16 protein-coding genes are annotated in these 18,521 nt (G+C 72.8%); 15 read left to right on the top strand and 1 reads right to left on the bottom strand.

All coding sequences use genetic code 11. The annotated features are described in order from the left end of the window. The first annotated feature begins 2 nt into the window (after window positions 1-2). The 15 genes from ABT340_RS03960 (at window position 3) to ABT340_RS03890 (ending at window position 17,078) form a co-directional block, all read left to right on the top strand. Window positions 3-230 carry a phosphopantetheine-binding protein gene (locus tag ABT340_RS03960; protein ID WP_352009127.1) on the top strand — a complete coding sequence of 76 codons (228 nt, stop codon included), beginning with the start codon at window positions 3-5 and terminating at the stop codon, window positions 228-230. Beyond that, the gene (locus ABT340_RS03955) at window positions 227-1,573 is read left to right on the top strand and encodes a flavin monoamine oxidase family protein (protein WP_352009126.1); all 1,347 of its coding nucleotides are present in this window, start codon (window positions 227-229) and stop codon (window positions 1,571-1,573) included. Before ABT340_RS03960 ends, ABT340_RS03955 begins: the two co-directional genes overlap by 4 nt. Next, window positions 1,566-3,266, top strand: a complete 1,701-nt coding sequence (locus ABT340_RS03950; RefSeq protein ID WP_352009125.1) for a class I adenylate-forming enzyme family protein — start codon at window positions 1,566-1,568, stop codon at window positions 3,264-3,266. Before ABT340_RS03955 ends, ABT340_RS03950 begins: the two co-directional genes overlap by 8 nt. Before the next feature lie 8 nt (window positions 3,267-3,274). Beyond that, complete coding sequence (locus tag ABT340_RS03945; RefSeq protein ID WP_352009124.1) at window positions 3,275-4,642, top strand: KamA family radical SAM protein; 1,368 nt, start codon at window positions 3,275-3,277, stop codon at window positions 4,640-4,642. After that, window positions 4,639-5,652 carry an ATP-grasp domain-containing protein gene (locus ABT340_RS03940; RefSeq protein ID WP_352009123.1) on the top strand — a complete coding sequence of 338 codons (1,014 nt, stop codon included), beginning with the start codon at window positions 4,639-4,641 and terminating at the stop codon, window positions 5,650-5,652. The genes ABT340_RS03945 and ABT340_RS03940 overlap by 4 nt, the downstream gene beginning before the upstream one ends. A 4-nt stretch (window positions 5,653-5,656) precedes the next feature. Continuing rightward, on the top strand, window positions 5,657-6,886 hold the full coding sequence (locus ABT340_RS03935; RefSeq protein WP_352009122.1) for an AMP-binding protein: 1,230 nt from the start codon (window positions 5,657-5,659) through the stop codon (window positions 6,884-6,886). After that, a complete protein-coding gene (locus ABT340_RS03930; protein ID WP_352009121.1) occupies window positions 6,883-8,157 on the top strand; it encodes an MFS transporter in 1,275 nt (424 codons plus the stop codon). Before ABT340_RS03935 ends, ABT340_RS03930 begins: the two co-directional genes overlap by 4 nt. Continuing rightward, complete coding sequence (locus ABT340_RS03925; protein WP_352009120.1) at window positions 8,154-9,029, top strand: SDR family NAD(P)-dependent oxidoreductase; 876 nt, start codon at window positions 8,154-8,156, stop codon at window positions 9,027-9,029. Before ABT340_RS03930 ends, ABT340_RS03925 begins: the two co-directional genes overlap by 4 nt. Before the next feature lie 50 nt (window positions 9,030-9,079). Further along, a complete protein-coding gene (gene paaI / locus ABT340_RS03920; protein ID WP_352009119.1) occupies window positions 9,080-9,451 on the top strand; it encodes a hydroxyphenylacetyl-CoA thioesterase PaaI in 372 nt (123 codons plus the stop codon). Continuing rightward, window positions 9,451-11,583, top strand: coding sequence for a molybdopterin oxidoreductase family protein (locus ABT340_RS03915; protein WP_352009118.1), 2,133 nt, complete (start codon window positions 9,451-9,453; stop codon window positions 11,581-11,583). Before paaI ends, ABT340_RS03915 begins: the two co-directional genes overlap by 1 nt. Next, window positions 11,580-13,028, top strand: coding sequence for an FAD-dependent oxidoreductase (locus ABT340_RS03910; protein WP_352009117.1), 1,449 nt, complete (start codon window positions 11,580-11,582; stop codon window positions 13,026-13,028). The genes ABT340_RS03915 and ABT340_RS03910 overlap by 4 nt, the downstream gene beginning before the upstream one ends. After that, the gene (locus ABT340_RS03905) at window positions 13,025-14,374 is read left to right on the top strand and encodes an MFS transporter (protein WP_352009116.1); all 1,350 of its coding nucleotides are present in this window, start codon (window positions 13,025-13,027) and stop codon (window positions 14,372-14,374) included. Before ABT340_RS03910 ends, ABT340_RS03905 begins: the two co-directional genes overlap by 4 nt. Before the next feature lie 25 nt (window positions 14,375-14,399). Further along, on the top strand, window positions 14,400-15,656 hold the full coding sequence (locus ABT340_RS03900) for a phenylacetate--CoA ligase family protein (protein ID WP_352009115.1): 1,257 nt from the start codon (window positions 14,400-14,402) through the stop codon (window positions 15,654-15,656). 539 nt (window positions 15,657-16,195) lie between these two features. Next, complete coding sequence (locus tag ABT340_RS03895) at window positions 16,196-16,693, top strand: cupin domain-containing protein (protein ID WP_352009114.1); 498 nt, start codon at window positions 16,196-16,198, stop codon at window positions 16,691-16,693. Window positions 16,694-16,820: 127 nt separating this feature from the next. Beyond that, complete coding sequence (locus ABT340_RS03890) at window positions 16,821-17,078, top strand: hypothetical protein (RefSeq protein WP_352009113.1); 258 nt, start codon at window positions 16,821-16,823, stop codon at window positions 17,076-17,078. A gap of 51 nt (window positions 17,079-17,129) precedes the next feature. Here ABT340_RS03890 and pdxR read toward each other — a convergent pair whose 3' ends face one another. Further along, window positions 17,130-18,491 (bottom strand): MocR-like pyridoxine biosynthesis transcription factor PdxR, encoded by a 1,362-nt coding sequence (pdxR, locus tag ABT340_RS03885; RefSeq protein WP_502992427.1) that lies wholly within the window; start codon window positions 18,489-18,491, stop codon window positions 17,130-17,132. Window positions 18,492-18,521 lie beyond the last annotated feature (30 nt).

The following is an 18,521-nucleotide window of genomic DNA, read 5'->3' as shown; positions in this document are numbered from 1 at the left end:
CAATGCATTCCATGAACGTAGACGCCATCTCCGACATATTCCGGCGTGTGCTGGAAAATGACGATGTAAGGGCCGATTCTGACTTTTTCGTCATGGGTGGAGACTCGCTACTCGCCACCCGTGTGCTGAGCGCGGTCGCCCGGTCCTGGGGGGTCGAGCTGGACTTCGACGACTTCATGACCGCCCCGACGCCGGACGCCCTGGCCAAGAAGATCGCGAGCATGGCATGAGCGTCGTCGTGGTCGGGGCGGGCCTGGCCGGGCTCACCGCCGCGACCGACCTGGCCGCGCGGGGCGTCGAGGTCACCGTCGTCGAGGCACGCGAACGGGTCGGCGGCCGTGTCCACGGCGTCGAGGCCGCCCCCGGCAGCTGGATCGACGCGGGCGCCGCCTACCTGGGGGAACGGCACACCGCGCTGACCGCCCTGATGGCGCAGGTGGGCCTGCGGACCACGCCGACCGCCATGACCGGCGACAGCCGTTTCGCGCTCGGCGACGACGGCGACGGCCGTACCAGGCCCGGACGGTTCCCTCCGTTGTCGGCGGTCGCGCTCGGCGAGCTGTTCGACGCGCTGGACGAGCTGACCCGCGCGGTGCGCGCCGACGCGCCCTGGCTGTCGGCGGACGCCGTACGGCTGGACGCGACGACCGCGGACGAGTGGGCGCGTGAGCACCTGCACCACCCCGACGCGCGGCTGTTCTTCCCGCTGTTCCTCGGGGAGATGATGGCCGCCGACCCCCGGGACGTCTCGGTCCTGCACATGGGGTTCTACCTGCGCTCGGGCGGCGGGGTCCGCTATCTCAACGCCTTCGCCGGCGGCGCGCAGGAGGACCGCGTCGCCGGTGGCGCGCACCGGCTGTGCGAACTGCTGGCCGGACGGCTCGGCGACCGGGTACGGCTCGGCGAGCCGGTGCGCGCCGTCCACCAGGACGACGAGGGCGTGACGGTGACGACCACGGCCGGTTCGCTGCGGGCCCGCGCCGTGGTGGTCGCGGTGCCGCCGTCGCTCGCCGACGCCGTCGACCACCACCCCGCGCTGCCGGTCCCCCGCTCCGGCGGGCGTACGGCGCCCGGCTGCGCGGTCAAGGTGCACCTGGTCTATCCGAGCCCGGCCTGGCGCGAACGGGGCCTGTCCGGCTGGTCGGTCAACGCGCGCGGGCCGCTGCTGTCCACGGTCGACGACTCGCCGCCCGACGGCGCGATCGGCGTGCTGACCGGTTTCGTGACCGGCAGGCAGGCGCACGACTTCGCCCGGCTGTCCCCCGGCGAGCAACGCGCGCGGGCGTTCGAGCAGGCCGCGCGGCTGTTCCCCGGACTGCCGGAGCCGACCGGCTTCCACGTGACCGACTGGGTCAACGAGGACTACAGCCGGGGATGCTACGCGGCCCTGTTCGGCCCCGGGGACTGGACACGGCTCGGCCCACACCTGGTCACCCCGCACGGACGGGTGCACTGGGCCGGCACCGAGACGAGCACGGAGTTCTTCGGCCTGATGGAGGGCGCCATCCGGTCGGGTCACCGCGTCGCCGCAGAAGTGATCACGACTTACGACAGGAGAGACGAGCATGTCTGAGACCACCTCGATCGCCCCCCTGGAGGTCCGGCGGAGGCTGATGACCGAGCCGGGACTCGGCGCGGGCAACTTCCTGGACCACGCCCTGGCCGCCAACCCCAACCGGGACGTCCCCTTCGTCTACAGCCACCACGACGACCACCTCGGCCGGGTCGTGTTACGCGGCCACAGCCTGACCGACCTGGCGGCGCTGCGGGACCGCTACGCCGGGTGGTACCGGGCCAACGGCGTACGGCCCGGCGAGCCGGTCGGCGTCGTGGTCGGCGAGGGGCTCCAACCCCTCATCCACTTCCTGGCGCTCACCTCCCTCGGCGCCGTCCCGGCGATGGTCAACGACGCCATGCGGCCCGACATCATGGCCGGCTACCTCGCTCACGTGGGGGCCGTCGGCGTCGTCGCCGACGACACGACCCGGCTGCAGGCCGCCTACCGGAACAACCCGCGGGAGCGGCCCCGGTTCGTCGCGCCGTCCTCCGAGGTGCGGGCCCACGACGCGGGCTCCGGCACGCCTGACGGCGAGCCCTACCGGCACGCCCCCGACGACGTCGTCGGGCTGATCCACTCCTCCGGCACCACCGGCGTCCCCAAGTCGACGATCCTGGGCCACCTGCAGTTCTGGGACGGCAAACAGCCGAGGATGGTGCGTTTCCCCGCCGAGCCGTACGACAGGCTGATGTCGCTCATGCCGCACACCCACGCGGGCGGGCTGAGCTACTTCCTCACCGCGGTGTTGCTCGGGCTGCCGACCGTCGTCATGTCGGACTGGCGGCGCGTGGCCGTCGAACCGGTCATGGAGGCCTTCCAGCCGACGATGCTGGCCTCCTTCCCCAGGACGTTCGTCGAACTGGCCACCGGTGACCTGCCCGTCAAGGGAGCCGCCAAGGTGCACTCCTGGTTCAACACCGGCGACAGCGCGCACCACGGGCACATCAGGCGCCTGGTACGGCTCGGCGAACGGCCCGCGGGCCTGATCAAGCCGTGGCTGCTGCCCGGCGGGGCCGCCTCCGACGGGCCACTGCCCGGCTCCCAGTTCGTCGACGGCCTCGGCTCCTCGGAGATGGGGATGGCGCTGTTCGGCCAGGTCACCACGCCGGAGACGCCGAGGAACGACCGCTGCGTCGGCAAGGCGCAGGAGGCCGTGACCCGCGCGGCGGTGCTGGACGAGGACGGTGAGGAGGTGCCCGACGGCACCGTCGGCCTGCTGGCGGTCATCACCCCCTCCAGGACCCCCGGCTACTGGAACGACCCGAAGCTGACCGGAAGCTTCGAGCTCAACGGCTACTGGCTGACCGGGGACGTGGCCCGCAGGGACGGCGAGGGCAACTTCTACCACCTCGACCGGACCATGGACGTCATCGACACCGTGGACGGTCCCGTCTACAGCCTGCCGGTCGAGGAGGTCCTCATCGCCGACTGCGCCGACCTCGTCCAGGACTGCTCGGTCATCGGCGTGCCGGGACGGCCCGGCGAGGGACAGCGCCCGATCGCCGTGGTCGTCCCCCAGGCGGAGGCGGGCGACGTCACCGCCGACGAGGTGCGGGAACGCGCCAACAAGGCCCTCGCGGAGGCGGGCCTGGCCACGCTCGCCGCGGTGGTCGTCGCACGGGACGAGGCGGACGTACCGCTCGGCCCGACCGGCAAGGTGCTCAAGCGCGAACTGCGCACCCGGCACGCGACGCTGCTGGCCGGGTGATCCTCCGCATGAACGGCGAGGCCTCCCGGCCGTACGTCTACACGCGGCGGCCCCTCGTGGAACCCGACTGGCGGCGGCTGCCCGGCTGGCGCGGCGTCGGCGACGACCTGTGGCGCGACGCCCAGTGGCAGCGTGCCCACTGCGTGAAGAACGCCGCGCAGCTGCGCGCGGTCGTCGGCGACCTGCTCCAGGAGTCCTTCTACGCCGACCTGGCCGCCGACGCGCAACGGTTCGCGACCATGCCGACGCTGCTCACCCCGCAGTTGCTCAACGTGATGGCGCCGGACGCCGTGACCGGCCCCGCCTCCTTCACCGAGGCGTTCCTGGCCGACCCGGTCCGCCGCTACATGCTGCCGGTCTGCTCCGACCGCCACCCCGAGTGGCCGAGCCACCCGCTCGCGCGGCGCGACTCACTGCACGAGGCGGAGATGTGGGCCGTGGAGGGCCTGACCCACCGCTACCCGACCAAGGTGCTGGCCGAGCTGCTGTCCACCTGCCCGCAGTACTGCGGGCACTGCACCCGGATGGACCTGGTCGGCACCTCGACCCCGCAGGTCGTCAAGGCCGGCCTCGCCCTCAGGCCGGTCGACCGGCAGGAGCTGATGCTGGACTACCTCAAGCGCACCCCCGGCGTGCGGGACGTGGTGGTCTCCGGCGGTGACGTGGCCAACGTGCCCTGGCCCCGGCTTGAGGCGTTCCTGCTGCGGCTGCTCGAGCTGGAGTCCGTACGGGACATCCGGCTGGCGACCAAGGCGCTGGTCGGCCTGCCACAGCACTGGCTGCGGCCGGACGTGGTCGAGGGAGTCGGCCGGGTGTCCGCCGTCGCCCGTGCCCGCGGGGTGAACCTGGCCGTGCACACCCACGCCAACCACGTGCGCTCGGTGACACCGCTGGTGGCCGAGGCGGCCCGCGCCCTGCTCGACGCGGGTGTGCGGGACGTGCGCAACCAGGGCGTGCTGCTGCGCGGGGTGAACGCCACCCAGGCCGACCTGCTCGACCTGTGCTTCGCCCTGCAGGGCGAGGCGGGCATCCTGCCGTACTACTTCTACCTCTGCGACATGATCCCCAACGCCGAGCACTGGCGGACGCCGCTGCACCAGGCGCAGCGCCTCCAGGAGTCCCTCATGGGCTACCTGCCCGGCTACGCGACGCCACGGATCGTGTGCGACGTGCCGTACGTCGGCAAACGCTGGGTGCACCAGGTCGCCGAGTACGACCGGGAACGCGGCGTCTCCCACTGGACCGGCAACCACGGGGTCGGCCCCGGCCGGGACGGACCCTCCGCCCCGGGAGACCGCTTCCCCTTCTACGACCCGATCGACACCTTGCCCGAGCCGGGCCGCCTCTGGTGGACCCGAGGAGAGGGACGACGATGACCCTGCCCCCCGAGAGCACACTGCGTCGTATGTGCTGGATCTTCCCCGACCGGGAGTCGTCCAGGACCGGCGCCATGTGGCGCCACTACTTCTGGGACATGTACGCCGAGGTGGCCGAGGAGCTCGGCCTGACCTGGACCAGGCACGCCCCCGAGGCGGTGACCGTGGACGGCCTCGAACCCGGCAAGCCACGCGTCTACGTGGACGACGAGCTCGTCACCCCGCAGGACACGCTCTTCATCACCGCGCTGTACTCGCTGCCCTACCAGGACATGGACGTGTTCAACCAGTACGGCCTGTACGCCGTGCTCGAACAGGCCGGCTTCTACCTGCCGTTCCCGCCGTGGCTGTCCCCGATCGCCAACGACAAGCTCGCCACCGTCCTGCACCTGCACGACTCCCCCATCCCGCCGATCCCCACGATCCGCGTCGGCAGCGGACGGGACGTGGGCAAACACCTGTACGAGGTGGCGCTGGACGGCCTCACCTACCCGGCCATCGTCAAGCCCGCCGGGTGGTGCGGCGGCGGCGGGGTCAACCTGGCCCGCGGCCCCGAGGACGTCAGAGGCCTGGCCAGCCTGGCGCAGGGCGGCGACACCACCCTCGTGCTCCAGCCCTACCTCGGCGACGGCACGGTCGACTACCGGGTCTACGTCGTGGACGGCAGGCCGTACGCGGTGCTGAAGCGGACCCCGGAGGCCGGGTCGCCGGTCGCCAACGCCAGCCGGGGCGGCGCGATGGAGTTCGCGCCCGTCCCGCCCGAACTGGCGGAGGCGACGGCCTACTTCCACCGCAAACTGCCCATCCCGTTCTTCTGCGTCGACTTCCTCCACGACGGCGAACGGTTCTGGTTCTCCGAGCTCGAACCCGACGGGGTGATCGCCCCCGACTTCGGCGACCCGGGCCGGGCGGTGCAGCGGGACGTCACCCGGGCGCGCTGGACTGCCTACCGGGACGCCCACACCCGCTGGATGACGCGGGACTCCTCGACGACCCACGAAAGCCGGTGACGACATGACCGAATCGTTCTCCCTGCCGCCGGAGGCCGCCGAGCCCCGCCTCGACGTCGCACGACGCTCCCTGGAACGGCTCAGGGACGTGCCCGCGCTGGCGCCGCGCTACGCCGGCCACGGCAAGGTGCTCACCCTCGACGACCTCGCCGCGCTGCCCCCGCTGGTCAAGGACGACCTCAACGTGGCCCTGGCGCACCTGAGGCCCCGGGCGGAGCACGGCGCGACCTGGCTCTTCCAGAGCGGCGGCAGCACCGGAGAGCCCAAGGTCGGCCACGCTCCGACCGGGTTCTACATGCGCGGCGTCCACGAGCAGTGGCGACCGCTCGGGCGCGACGACGTCTTCGTCAACGGCTGGGGCGCGGGCCGGATGTGGGGCGCCCACTTCCTGGCCGCCGCCTTCGCCGACCTGTCCGGCTGCGAGGTCATCGCGCTCGGCTCGGTCTCCGCGCCGGAGTACGGCGACTGGCTGTCGTTCTTCGCCGCCAGGGGCGTGAGCGCGTTCGGCGGCACCCCGAGCGTGCTGCGGCTGTGGTTCGCGCACGCCAGGCAGGCCGGAATCCGCCTGCCCGCGCTGCGCAAGGTGCTCTGGCTCGGCGAGGCCTGGCACCCGCAGCTCGACGAGGACCTCGCCGAGGTCGCGCCGGACGCGCGCCGCTGGGGCATGTTCGGCAGCACCGAGACCTGGGTCGCGGGCACCAACACCCCCGACTGCCCGGCGGACGTCTTCCACCTGCTGCCCGAACAGCTCGTCCACGTGGACCAGGACGAACTGCTGGACTTCACCACCCTCAACCCGGACATGCTCAACCCGGTGCTTCGCTACCGGACCGGCGACGCCGGACGGTTCACGACGTGCGAGTGCGGCAGGCCCGACCGGGCGCTGCGCGTCCTGGGCCGCCGTGACTCGGTGGTCCAGGTGCGCGGACTCGGGCTCCACGTGGACGACATCGTCGCGCGGGCGGAACGGGAGCCCGGCGTCCTGCGGGCGCAGGTCCTGGTCAACGAGCGGCGGGGCCGGGTCTCCTCCGTCGAGGTGCTGCTGCTCACCGCCCCGAACGCTCCCGAGGGCCTGGCCGTACGGCTGCGAGAGGACCTCATGTCCTCGACCTTCACCATCAGCACCGCCTTCCAGCACGACCCGGGGTCCTTCCGGGTCACGGTCGCCGACGCGCTGGTCGGCAACGAACGCACCGGCAAGACCGCCTCCTTCGTGGTGCGGGAGGAGCCGTGAGGCCGAGGACCTCTCTCGGCCGGGAGTTCAACCTGTTCTGGGGCGGCCAGACGATCAGCCTCGTCGGTGACCGCATCACGGTGTTCGTCGTCCCCACCCTGATGATCTTCGCGTTGCACGCCTCGCCGTTCGAGGTCGGCGTGGTCGCCATGGCGCAGTACCTCGGCATCCCCCTGCTCGGGCCGGTCGCGGGCGTACTCGTCGACCGCTGGGACCGGCGCAGGACCCTGGTCGCCTGTGACCTCGTACGGCTGGCCGCCGTGGCGGCCATGCCCGTCACCTACTGGCTCGGCGTGCTGTCCACCCCGGTGCTGTTCGTCTGCGTGGCGCTGGTCAGCGGGGCGACGATCTTCTTCAACGTCGGCTACCTCGTCGCGGTGCCCACCACCGTCCCCGAGGACAAGCTGGTCAGGGCCTACTCCCGGCTTGAGGGCAGCAGGACCGTCTCCGAGGTCGCGGGCCCGTCGATCGCCGCCGGCCTGTACCACGCGCTCGGGGTGGCCGCGTTGCTCGTGGACGCCGCCAGCTACCTGGTCTCGGCCGCCTGCTTCCGCACCATGCGGCCCTGGGGGGCGGGAACCGTCCAGCACGGCTCCATCTGGTCACGGCTGGTCCTGGGATTCCGGCTCAACTGGACCGACCCGGTGCTGCGCCGGGTGGTGATCGCCGCGGTGACGCTGAACTCGGGCGGCCCCATCTTCGTCACGGTGCTGCCGGTGCTGGCCTACCAGGGCCTCGGCGTCCCGGTCGGCGTGTTCGGGGCGGCGATGTCGGCCGCGGCGGTGGGCGCGGTCCTCGGCGCGCTCGTCGCGCCCAGGATCGGCGCCCGGCTCGGCCTCGGCCGTACGCTGGCCTGGGCGCTCCTGCTGCACTGCCTGGTCGGCCTGGGCATCCTCGCCGCACCCGCGCTGCCCGCCGCGCCCGTCATCGGGGTGACGTTCGGCTGCTACGGCTTCTTCATGTCGTGCATCAACGTCTGCAGCGCCCCGATCCGCCAGTCGCGGATGACGGCCGACAACCAGGGCGTCACACACGCGGCCTTCCGCACCGCGACGTGGGGGGTCATCCCGCTGGCCGCGCTCGTGGGCGGACTGGCGGTCACCCTGCTCACCGGCGACCTGGGCGTGCTCAACGCCGCCAAGGCCGTCATGGTCGGCGGCACGCTGCTGGCCGCGCTCTCCTTCGTGCCCGCCTCCGGCGTCCAGGCGCTGCTCGACCGGGCCGCCGCCGAACAGCAGGAGGAGCCTCAGCTGTCCGGGAGCGCGTCGTGACGCCCCGGCGCGGAGTCCTGCTGGTCACGGGAACCTCCTCGGGCATCGGCCTGGCGACCGCGGTGAGCGCGGCGCGGGCCGGGTTCACCGTGGTCGCCACGATGCGCGACCCGGGCCGGGCGGACGAGTTGCGCGAGGCGGCCGGCCAGGCCGGGGTCACCCTGGACGTGCGGCGCCTCGACGTCACCGACGCCGGCTCCGTCGACACCTGCCTGCGGGAGGTACGGCTGACCCACGGACGCCTCGACGCCCTGGTCAACAACGCCGGGATCTCCAACTTCGACCCCACCATGGAGATGTCCACCCTGGAGGCCCTGCGGGCCAACCTGGAGGTGAACTTCTTCGGCGTCGTCGCCGTCAGCCGGGTCGCGATGCCGCTGCTGCGCGCCAGCCGGGGCCGCCTGCTGACCGTCGGCAGCGTGCACGGCGTCGTCGGACAGCCCTTCAACGAGGCCTACGCGGCGGCCAAGGCGGCCGTCGAGGGCTTCATGGAGAGCCTGGCCCCGGTCGCCGCCCGGCACGGGGTCCGCGTCGGCGTGGTCGTGCCCGGCTTCGTGCCCGGCACCCGGTTCGGGATCTTCCCCGGCGTCAACAGGGAGACCGTCCGCGCCGCCTCGGGACCGTACGCGGAGACCTTCTCCGACTACCTGGCCTGGGTGACCGGCCAGGGGTGGGAGGGGGCGGGCCAGTCCCGCTGGGAGGTGGCCGAGGTCGTGGTGCGTGCGCTGACCGCCGAGGCGCCGCCGTTCCGCATCCCCACCAGCGACTGGGTCACCGCCTACCTGTCGCACAAACTCGCCGACCCGGACGGCTCCGCCGTGCAGAAACTGGCCGGGACCTGGGTCTCCGGCTCCGACGGGGCGGCCCGGTGAACGGCGCGGCCAACGGTGGGGGCAGCTGTGGGGGCGGCGCCGGAGACGCCGTGTGCCGCTCCCTGGGCATCACCGTCGAGGAGGTCTCCGTGGGAAGGGCCCGGCTGCGGATGCGGATCTCCGAGGACATGCTGAACGGCCACGGCCTGGCCCACGGCGGCTACCTGTTCCTGCTGGCCGACGCCGCCTTCGCCTACGCCGGCAACGCCCGCGGCCCGGTCACGCTGGCGCAGAGCGCGCAGATCACGTTCCTGCGCCCGGCCGAGGCCGGTGAGGAACTGCTCGCCGAGGCCGTCGAACGCACCAGGTACGGCAGGCAGGGCGTCTACGACGTGACCGTGCGGCGCCCCTGCGGCGAGATCGTCGCGGAGTTCCGCGGCCAGAGCGTGACGGTCTCCGGCAGGCCCGGTGGAGTGTCGTGATGAGCACGAGCACCGGGACGCACTGCCCCTACTGCGCGTTGCAGTGCGGGATGACCCTGACTCCGCTCCCACCGGCGGGCGCGCGGGTCGGCCCCAGGGACTTCCCGGTGAACGAGGGCGCCCTGTGCCAGAAGGGGTGGACGGCGGCGGAGCTGCTCGACACCCCCGACCGGCTCACCCACCCGCTCGTCCGCCGCCGCAGGGACGAGCCGCTCCGGCCCGCGACCTGGCCGGAGGCCCTCGACCTGATCGCCGGGCGGCTGCGGGAACTGCGTGAACGGCACGGGCCGGACGCGGTCGCCGTCTTCGGCGGTGGCGGCCTCACCAACGAGAAGGCCTACCTGCTCGGCAAGTTCGCCAGGGTCGCCCTGCGCACCTCGCAGATCGACTACAACGGCCGGTTCTGCATGTCGTCGGCCGCGGCGGCGGGCATCCGGGCCTTCGGCCTCGACCGGGGGCTGCCGTTCCCGGTCACCGACCTGCGGGAGGCGGAGACGGTCATGCTGGTCGGGGCCAACGTCGCCGAGACGATGCCGCCGTTCGTCCGGCATCTGCGCCGGGCCAGGGACCACGGCGGTCTCGTCGTGGTCGACCCCCGGCGCACCGCGACGGCCGAACTGGCCTCGCTGCACCTGGCGCCCAGGCCGGGCACGGACCTGGCGCTGGCGCTCGGCATGCTGCACGCGGCGGTCGCCGGGGGGCACCTGCGGCACGACTACGTCGGCGCGCGGACCGGCGGGTTCGCCGAGGCGTGGCGCGTCGCCGCGCGCTGGCGTCCCGAGGAGGCAGAACGGGTCACCGGGGTCGCGGGCGCCGACCAGCGGGCCGCCGTCGAACTGCTCGCCGGGGCGAGTAACGCCTACGTCCTGACCGGCCGGGGAACCGAACAGCACTCCAACGGCGTGGACACCGTCTCCGGCTGGATCAACCTGGCACTCGCCCTCGGGCTGCCGGGGCGTACGGGCTCCGGCTACGGCTGCCTGACCGGGCAGGGCAACGGGCAGGGTGGCCGTGAGCACGGGCAGAAGGCCGACCAGCTGCCGGGTTACCGGCGCCTCGACGACGAGGCGGCGCGCCGGCACGTGGCCTCCGTGTGGGGCGTCGCCCCCGAGGAGCTTCCCGGTCCCGGCCGCTCCGCCTACGAGCTGCTGGACGCGCTGGGCACCTCGACCGGGCCGAGGGCTCTGCTGCTGTTCGGCAGCAACCCCGTGGTCTCGGCGCCCCACGCCGCGCACGTGACACGCAGGCTCGCCGCCCTCGACCTGCTGGTCGTCGCCGACGTCGTCCCGTCGGAGACCGCGCTGCTGGCCGACGTGGTGCTGCCGGTCACCCAGTGGGCCGAGGAGGAGGGCACGATGACGAACCTGGAGGGGAGGGTGCTGCTGCGGCGCAGGGCCGTACCTCCCCCCGAGGGGGTCCGCGGAGACCTGACCGTCCTGCGGGAGCTCGCCGTACGGCTCGGGCAGCCCGCCGAGCGCTTCCCCGACGATCCCGAGGAGGTGTTCGCGGAACTCGCCCTGGCCTCCCGCGGCGGCGCGGCGGACTACTCGGGGCTCAGCCACCGGCGGCTGCGAGCCGGCGAGACACCGCACTGGCCCTGCCCGGAACCCGGCCATCCGGGAACGCCCCGCCTGTTCCTGGACGGCTTCGCCCACCCCGACCGCCGGGCGCGCTTCACACCCGTCGAGCACCGGGGACCCGCCGAGTCCCCCGACGCCGTCTACCCGCTGGTCGCCACGACCGGCCGGACGCTCGCGCACTACCAGTCCGGCGCGCAGACCCGCCGGGTCGCCGAACTGGTCAGAGTGGCGCCCGCGCCGTACGTGGAGGTGCATCCCGACACGGCCCGGCGGGCCGGGCTGGCCGACGGCGACCTGGCCCGTGTCGTCTCACGGCGGGGCGCGGTCGAGGCCGAGGTGCGCTGCGCGCCGGGGATCAGGCCGGACACGGTGTTCGTGCCGTTCCACTTCCCCGGCGCGGGCCGGGCCAACCTGATCAGCAACCCGGCGCTCGACCCCGTCAGCGGGATGCCGGAGTTCAAGGCGTGCGCGGTACGGCTCACCCCCGCCCGTGAATCCTCCGCCCGTGAATCCTCCGCCCGTGAGATCCCCGCCCACGAGGAGGGGTCGTGAGTCCCCGCAGGGTGGTGGTCGTCGGTTACGGCATGGCCGGAGCCCGATTGGCCGAGCTGGTCAGGGAACGCGACCCACGGGGCGAGCTGGTCGAGCTGACCGTCGTGGGTGCCGAGTCCCGTCCCGCCTACAACCGGGTGCTGCTGCCCGGCGTGCTGGACGGCACGATGACCGCCGACGGCATCGCCCTGCACGGACGGGAGTGGGCACGGGACAACCGGGTCCGGCTGCTGCTCGGGGCCGTCGCCGTACGGCTGGACCGGGCGGCGCGCGTGGTCCACCTCGCGGACGGCCCTCCGATCGGCTACGACGCCCTGGTGCTGGCGACCGGCAGCAGGCCGTGGCTGCCGCCGGTCGGCGGGCTGACCGGCGAGCGAGGTGAGCCCGCGCGGGGCGTGGCCACCCTGCGCGGCCTGGACGACTGCGCGCGGATCGCGGCCGTGACCGGCCCCGGAGTCCCGGTCGCCGTGCTCGGCGGCGGGGTGCTCGGCGTGGAGACCGCGCTCGCGCTGGGCAGGCGCGGCGCCGGGGTCACGCTGATCCATCCCGCGCCCCACCTGATGGAACGCCATCTGGACCCGACAGCCGGGATGATCCTGGCCCGGCTGTGCCACGCGGCGGGAGTACGGGTCGTGACCGGCCTGACCGCGGTCAGGCACTACCCGGACGAGGGCGTCAAGCTGGAGGACGGCGCGTTCGTCCCGGCCGCGCTGACGGTGGTGACCACCGGGGTGCGCCCCGAGACGGACCTGGCCGTCACCGCCGGGCTGGGCTCGGCGGAGGGCGTTCCGGTCGACGACCGGCTGCGCACCGCCGACCCGTACGTCCACGCCGTCGGCGACTGCGCCCGGACCGGTGATGCGCCGTCCGGCCTGCTGCGGCCCGCCTGGGATCAGGCGGCGGTGCTGGCCGACCTGCTCACCGGCGTCGGCCCCACGGCACGCTACCGCGCGAGCCCTCCGGTCACCCGGCTGCGCGCCGGGGACGTCGACCTCACCGTGTTCGGCGCCTCGCACCTCGGGCTGGACAGCTGGGAGGCCGAGGTGCTCGGCTACGCCGACCCCGCCAGGGGGACCTACGCCAAGCTGACGCTCGACGGCGACCGGGTGACCGGGGCGATCGTGCTCGGGCTGCCCGGCGTCGGGGCGACGCTGACCCAGCTGTACGACACCGGGTGGCCCGCACCCGCCGACCGGCTCGCCCTGCTGCTCGGACGAACGCCGCCACCGGCCGTCGACGACGACCCCGCCCGCCTGCCCGGCTCCACGGTGATCTGCCGGTGCAACTCGGTGACCAAGGACGACCTGACCCGCGCGGCCCGCGCCACAGGCGGCGGCGTGACCGCGCTGGTCCGCGCGACCAGGGCGAGCACGGGGTGCGGTGACTGCCTGCCAAAAGTACGACGCCTCGCCGATCCACACGAGACGACAGGAACCCCTACATGAACGACAGACGCCCCAAGACCCGCAGAACCGGACGCTGGATCGACCACTGGGAACCGGAGGACCCCGGCTTCTGGGCGGCGACCGGACGCCGCGTCGCCACCAGGAACCTCCTGTTCTCCATCGTCGTCGAGCACCTCGGCTTCACGGTGTGGCTGCTGTGGAGCGCCGTCGTCGTCCTGCTGCCCGCCGCGGGCTTCCCCTTCGACGTCGACCAGCTCTTCTGGCTGGTCGCGGTGCCCAACCTGGTGGGCGCCGCACTGCGGCTGCCGTACACCTTCGCGGTCTCGGCCTTCGGCGGGCGCAACTGGAACGTGGCCAGCGCGCTCCTGCTGCTCGTCCCCGCCGGGCTGCTGACCTGGATGGTCTCCGACCCGCGCACGCCGTACTGGATGTTCCTCGTGGCCGCGGCCACGGCCGGGCTCGGCGGCGGGAACTTCGCCTCCTCCATGGCCAACGTCTCCTACTTCTACCCGGAACGGAGCAAGGGCTTCGCGCTGGGCGTGAACGCGGCGGGCGGCAACCTCGGAGTGGCCGTGGTGCAGCTGACGGTCCCGCTCGTCGCGGCCTTCGGCCTGGCCAACGCCGGTGCGGTGTGGGTGGTGCCGATCCTGGCGGCGGCCCTGTGCGCCTACCTGTTCATGGACAACCTGGCCGTGGTGAGGGCCGACTTCGCCTCACAGAGCAGTGCCTTCCGCCGTGGACACACATGGGTCATGTCCTTCCTCTACATCGGCACCTTCGGCTCCTTCATCGGCTACTCGGCGGCGTTCCCGCTGCTGGTCAAGGCGACCTTCCCCGAGGCCGCGGCCACCTACTCCGCCTTCCTCGGCGCCCTGGTCGGCTCACTGGCCCGCCCCCTCGGCGGCTGGCTGGCCGACCGTCACGGCGGGGCCAGGGTCACCGCGTGGTCCTTCACCGCCATGGCCGCCGGCGCCACCGGTGCCCTCGCCGGACTCGGCACGCGCAGCTTCCCGCTCTTCCTCGGCGCGTTCATGGTGCTGTTCGTCGCCTCGGGGACGGGCAACGGCTCCACCTACCGCATGATCCCGGCGATCTTCACCGCCCAGGCGGAACGTGACGTCGCCGACGGCGTGGAACGCGAGCAGGCCCGGCTGCGCGCCAGGCGGGAGGCCGCGGCCGCCATCGGCATCGCCTCCGCGGTCGGCGCCTTCGGCGGCTTCCTCATCCCGCGCGGTTTCGCCGTCTCCCTCTCGCGGACCGGCTCCGTGGACGTCGCGCTCTACCTGTTCCTGGCCGCCTACGGCGTGTTCCTGGCCACGAACTGGTGGTTCTACCGCCGCCGGGTGCTGGCCCGAATCCCCAGCCTGGCCCACGCCCTGATCTGAACCCCTCTCCCGGAAGGAGCGGCACATGCCCGCCAAACCGCTGCGCGACCTGATCGACTTCGCCCGGCGCAACTCCCCCTTCTACGCCGACCTCTACCGTGACGTACCGCACGGCACCGAGGACCTCACCCTGCTGCCGATCATCGACCAGACGGCCTTCTGGGCCGCGAACACCTGGCCGGACAACCGGCTGCTGACCGGGCCGCTGACCGACGCCGGGGTCTACACCTCCGGCGGCACGACCGGCGCGCCGAAGTTCTCCCCGTGGACCCGTACCGAGCACACCGACTCGGTCAGCGCCTTCGGGGCGGGCATGGTCAGGTCGGGCCTGAGACCCGGTCACCGGGTGGCGAACCTGTTCTTCGCCGGCGAACTGTACGGAGGGTTCCTCTACATCGACAACGCCCTCTACCACGCCCCTGTCGAGAACGTCCGGCTGCCCGTCGCGGGCTCCGCGCCGGACGACTACATCGCCGACCTGATCGCGGCCTTCGACGTCGAGGTGCTGGCGGGACCGCCGATGAAGCTCAGCGGGGTCGCCGACGCGATGAACGCCAGGGGGCTGACGGCCGAGTCGGTCGAACTGCTGCTGTTCGGCGGCGACCTCCTCTTCGACGACCTGCGCCCGCACCTGGCCAAGGCCTTCCCCCGGGCGGTGATCGCCTCGCTCGGGTACGCCTCCGTCGACGCCGGGCTGGTCGGCGCCCCGGTCGTCGGTGACGACGTGCGGGTGCACGAGGCCTTTCCCAACAGGACGCTGGTCGAGCTGGTCGACGAGGTGACCGGCGAACCGATCACCACCCCCGGCGTGCCCGGCCGGGTGCTCGTCACCAACCTGTTCCGGACCCTGATGCCGATCATCCGCTACCCGGTCGGCGACCGGGCCGAGTGGATCGACGACGAGTGCCGCCGGTTCCGGCTGGTCGGCAGGACGACGGAGGGCGCCAGGGTGGCGATGGTGACGATGCGCACCGAGGACGTCCGCGAGGTGATCGTCGCGGCCGACACCGACCGGGTGCTGGCCGGGATGCAGCTGGTACAGCGCCGCTGGGACAACAAGGACGGCCTGGTGCTCCGTCTCGCCTACACCGAGGAACCGTCCGAGGCCCTGACCAGGCACTTCATCGAGGCCGTGCACGAGGCCCGCCCGATGTACCCCGAGTACGCGGCCAAGGGGTTCGTCCACCCCCTGAGCATCGAGTGGGTACGGCCCGCGGACCTGGCCACCAACCCCAGAACCGGCAAACTGATCCCCCTGGTCGACGAACGCCCCCACGCCTGACGATCTCCAATCGGGCTTCGGTGTCTCCGGCGCCGGGGCCCGCCCCTTTACAATGTAGATCAAAATCAAGGACCCGTGGACCGCACAGGCCGGGAAAGGACCACCGTACGAGCGTCCGGCACGGAACCTTCCCGGCTCTGGCCGTGGACGCCTCGGCCCCCGCCACACGGCACCTCCGCGAGGCGGACCGGGCCCGCTTGTGCCCGAAGCGGCACCCCTCTTCGACCACCTCTACCCCGCACGCCGGACCCGCTGTTCGACCGTCATCACCGGCCCGCCCCGAACGGCCCGCAAACGGCCCGGCGTCCGAGAAGGACCGCCCCCGTACGGGGGCGGTCCCGGCGTGTTCGTGCTCGGCCTGCGCCCGGGACGGCTCCGCCGCGCTCCCCTCCGCAGGGTCCGCACAGAGGGACCGGACGTAGATTGACCCATGTTCTCATAGCCAAAATGAACCATGCGATGGGTCTTTTCGGGCCCTAGATTCGGTTGTGCCGCCACGGAGAAACGTTCCTGCGGTATCACCGAACATCGGAGAGATCATGAACTTCGCCACCGCTGACCAGCCCGTTCTCGTCCGGTCCCTCGAAGCCGAGGCCCTGCGGGACGGCGCGAGCAGCCTGATCACCCTGCTTGCCGACTCCGGGGAAACCGGCGGTGCGCTGACCGCCAACAAGGCGACGTTCCTGAAGGGGTCGCCGGGTGCGCCCGCGCATTTCCACACCCGGGCCACGGAGATGTTCTACGTCCTGCGCGGTTCGATGCGGATCCTGCTGAACGACACGGTCGTGACCCTCGGCCAGGGCGACTTCCTCACCGTTCCGCCGACCGTTCCGCACGCGTTCGCCCCGTCGGCGGGGTCCGAGGCCGAGATGCTCGTCGTCTTCACGCCCGGGATGGACCGGTTCGACTACTACCGGCTGCTTGAGCGCGTCCACCACGGCGAAGCCTCCGTCCAGGAGATCCGCGACAGCTCCGAGCGCTTCGACAACCACTACTTCGACAGCCCCGTCTGGCAGCGGGAACTCGCCCGGCGCTGAAGCCCCTCCGCGAAGAGGGACTCCATCATGACCGCTCTGACCGCACCCGGTATCGCGGCCGGGCCTCACCCTGGCGCTGCTGGCGTTCGCACAGCTGATCGTCTCGATCGACTACAACATCGTGTACGTGGCGCCGCCCGAGATCGGCTCGGATCTCGGCTTCTCCGCCCAGAGCCTGCAGTGGGTGATCAGCGCCTACGCGGTGGCCTTCGGCGGCTTCCTCCTACTCGGCGGCGGGGGCGCCGCGATCGTCGCCGTCACCCTCTCTCCGGCCGCCCCCTCCCCCACCGCCGTCACCGGCGGCCTCCAGACCGCCGTCACCATCGCCGTCGCGGGCATCGCCCTCACCGCCCTCCTCGCCCTCCGGCTCCGCGGCCCTCGCTGAGAGCCCGGTCACCGCCCCGTCCCCGGACGGGGCTTTCGCCGTCCCTGCGGTTCACGGGGCGGGTGGAAGGATCTCGCAGAGGGCGGCGAGGGCGGCGGCGTAGGCGTGGTCGGACGGGGTCGCGTAGCCGACGACGAGGCCCTCAAGGTCGGCGGGGGTGTCGGGGTGCCGGAATCCGGCCAGGCCGTCCAGGGACACACCGCGCCAGGCGGCGGCCCTCAAGGTGGCGGCCTCGGTGCCGTACGGCAGGCGCAGGACGGCGTGCAGGCCCGCGGCGATGCCGGCCACCTCGATGTGCGGAGCCTGACCGGCGAGGGCCTCCACCAGCCGGTTGCGGCGTTCCCGGTAACGCTGGCGCATGTGGCGGATGTGGCGGTCGTAGGCGCCGGAGACGATCAGGTCGGCGAAGGTGAGCTGGTCCACGACGCCGGTCCAGCGTTCGCGCTGGCCCTTCACCGCCAGGACCGGGTCGACCAGACGTTCGGGGAGCACCATCCAGCCGAGCCGGAGGGCGGGCGAGATGCTCTTGCTCGTCGAACCGACGTACAGGACGTGCTCGGGATCGAGCGCCTGGACCGCGCCCACCGGTTCCCGGTCGTACCGGAACTCGCCGTCGTAGTCGTCCTCGATCACGACGCCGCCGCGCTCGCGTGCCCAGTCGACGGCGATGTTGCGGCGTGCCGGGGTGAGCGGACCGCCGATGGGGAACTGGTGGGCGGGGGTGAGCAGCACCGAGCGGACACCCCGTCGCCCGGCCAGGTCCTCGGTTCTGGTGCCGTGGTCGTCCAAGCCGAGCGCCACCGTCCTGACCCCGTCGGCGGCCAGCAGGGAACGGTGGAACGCCAGGCCGTACGCTTCGACGGCCAGCGGGCCGCGCAGCACGCCACCGCCGAACAGCAGGCGTAGCGCGTCGGCGAAACCGGCGCAGATCACGATGCGTTCCGGAACGGCCCGCACCCCACGGGCACGGGCCAGATAGTCGACGAGCGCGGTGCGCAACTCGATCCGCCCCTGGGGATCACCCGGCCCGAACGCGTCGTTCGGCGCGGCGGCGAGAGCACGGCGGGTCGAGGCGGACCAGGCGTTCCTGGGGAACGACGACGCGTCCGGCTGCCCCTGCGACAGGTTGTGCGCCGGGGCGGCGGGCACGGCCCGCGGCCTCCTCGGCACCCGCGCCGTCTTCGCGGGAGCCGCGCGTTCGGCGACCCGGGTTCCCGAGCCCTGCCTCGCGGTCAGCCAGCCCTCGGCGACCAGTTCGGCGTAGGTGTCGGCGACCGTGTTCCTGGCGATTCCGAGGTCGACCGCGAGCGATCGATAAGGAGGCAGCCGCACCCCCGGGGCGAGCCGCCCGTCCTGGATCGCCGCCCGCAGCGCCCGCCCGAGAGCGGCTCGCCGTGATCCGGTTCCGTCCAGCTCAAGATGCAGGTCAGAACCGATGCGCTC

The sequence above is a fragment of the Streptosporangium sp. NPDC000239 genome, from assembly GCF_040300765.1.
Taxonomy (GTDB): Bacteria; Actinomycetota; Actinomycetes; order Streptosporangiales; family Streptosporangiaceae; genus Streptosporangium.
The sequence above is the reverse complement of the archived record's forward strand: the minus strand, read 5'-3'. Positions and strand labels throughout refer to the sequence as shown.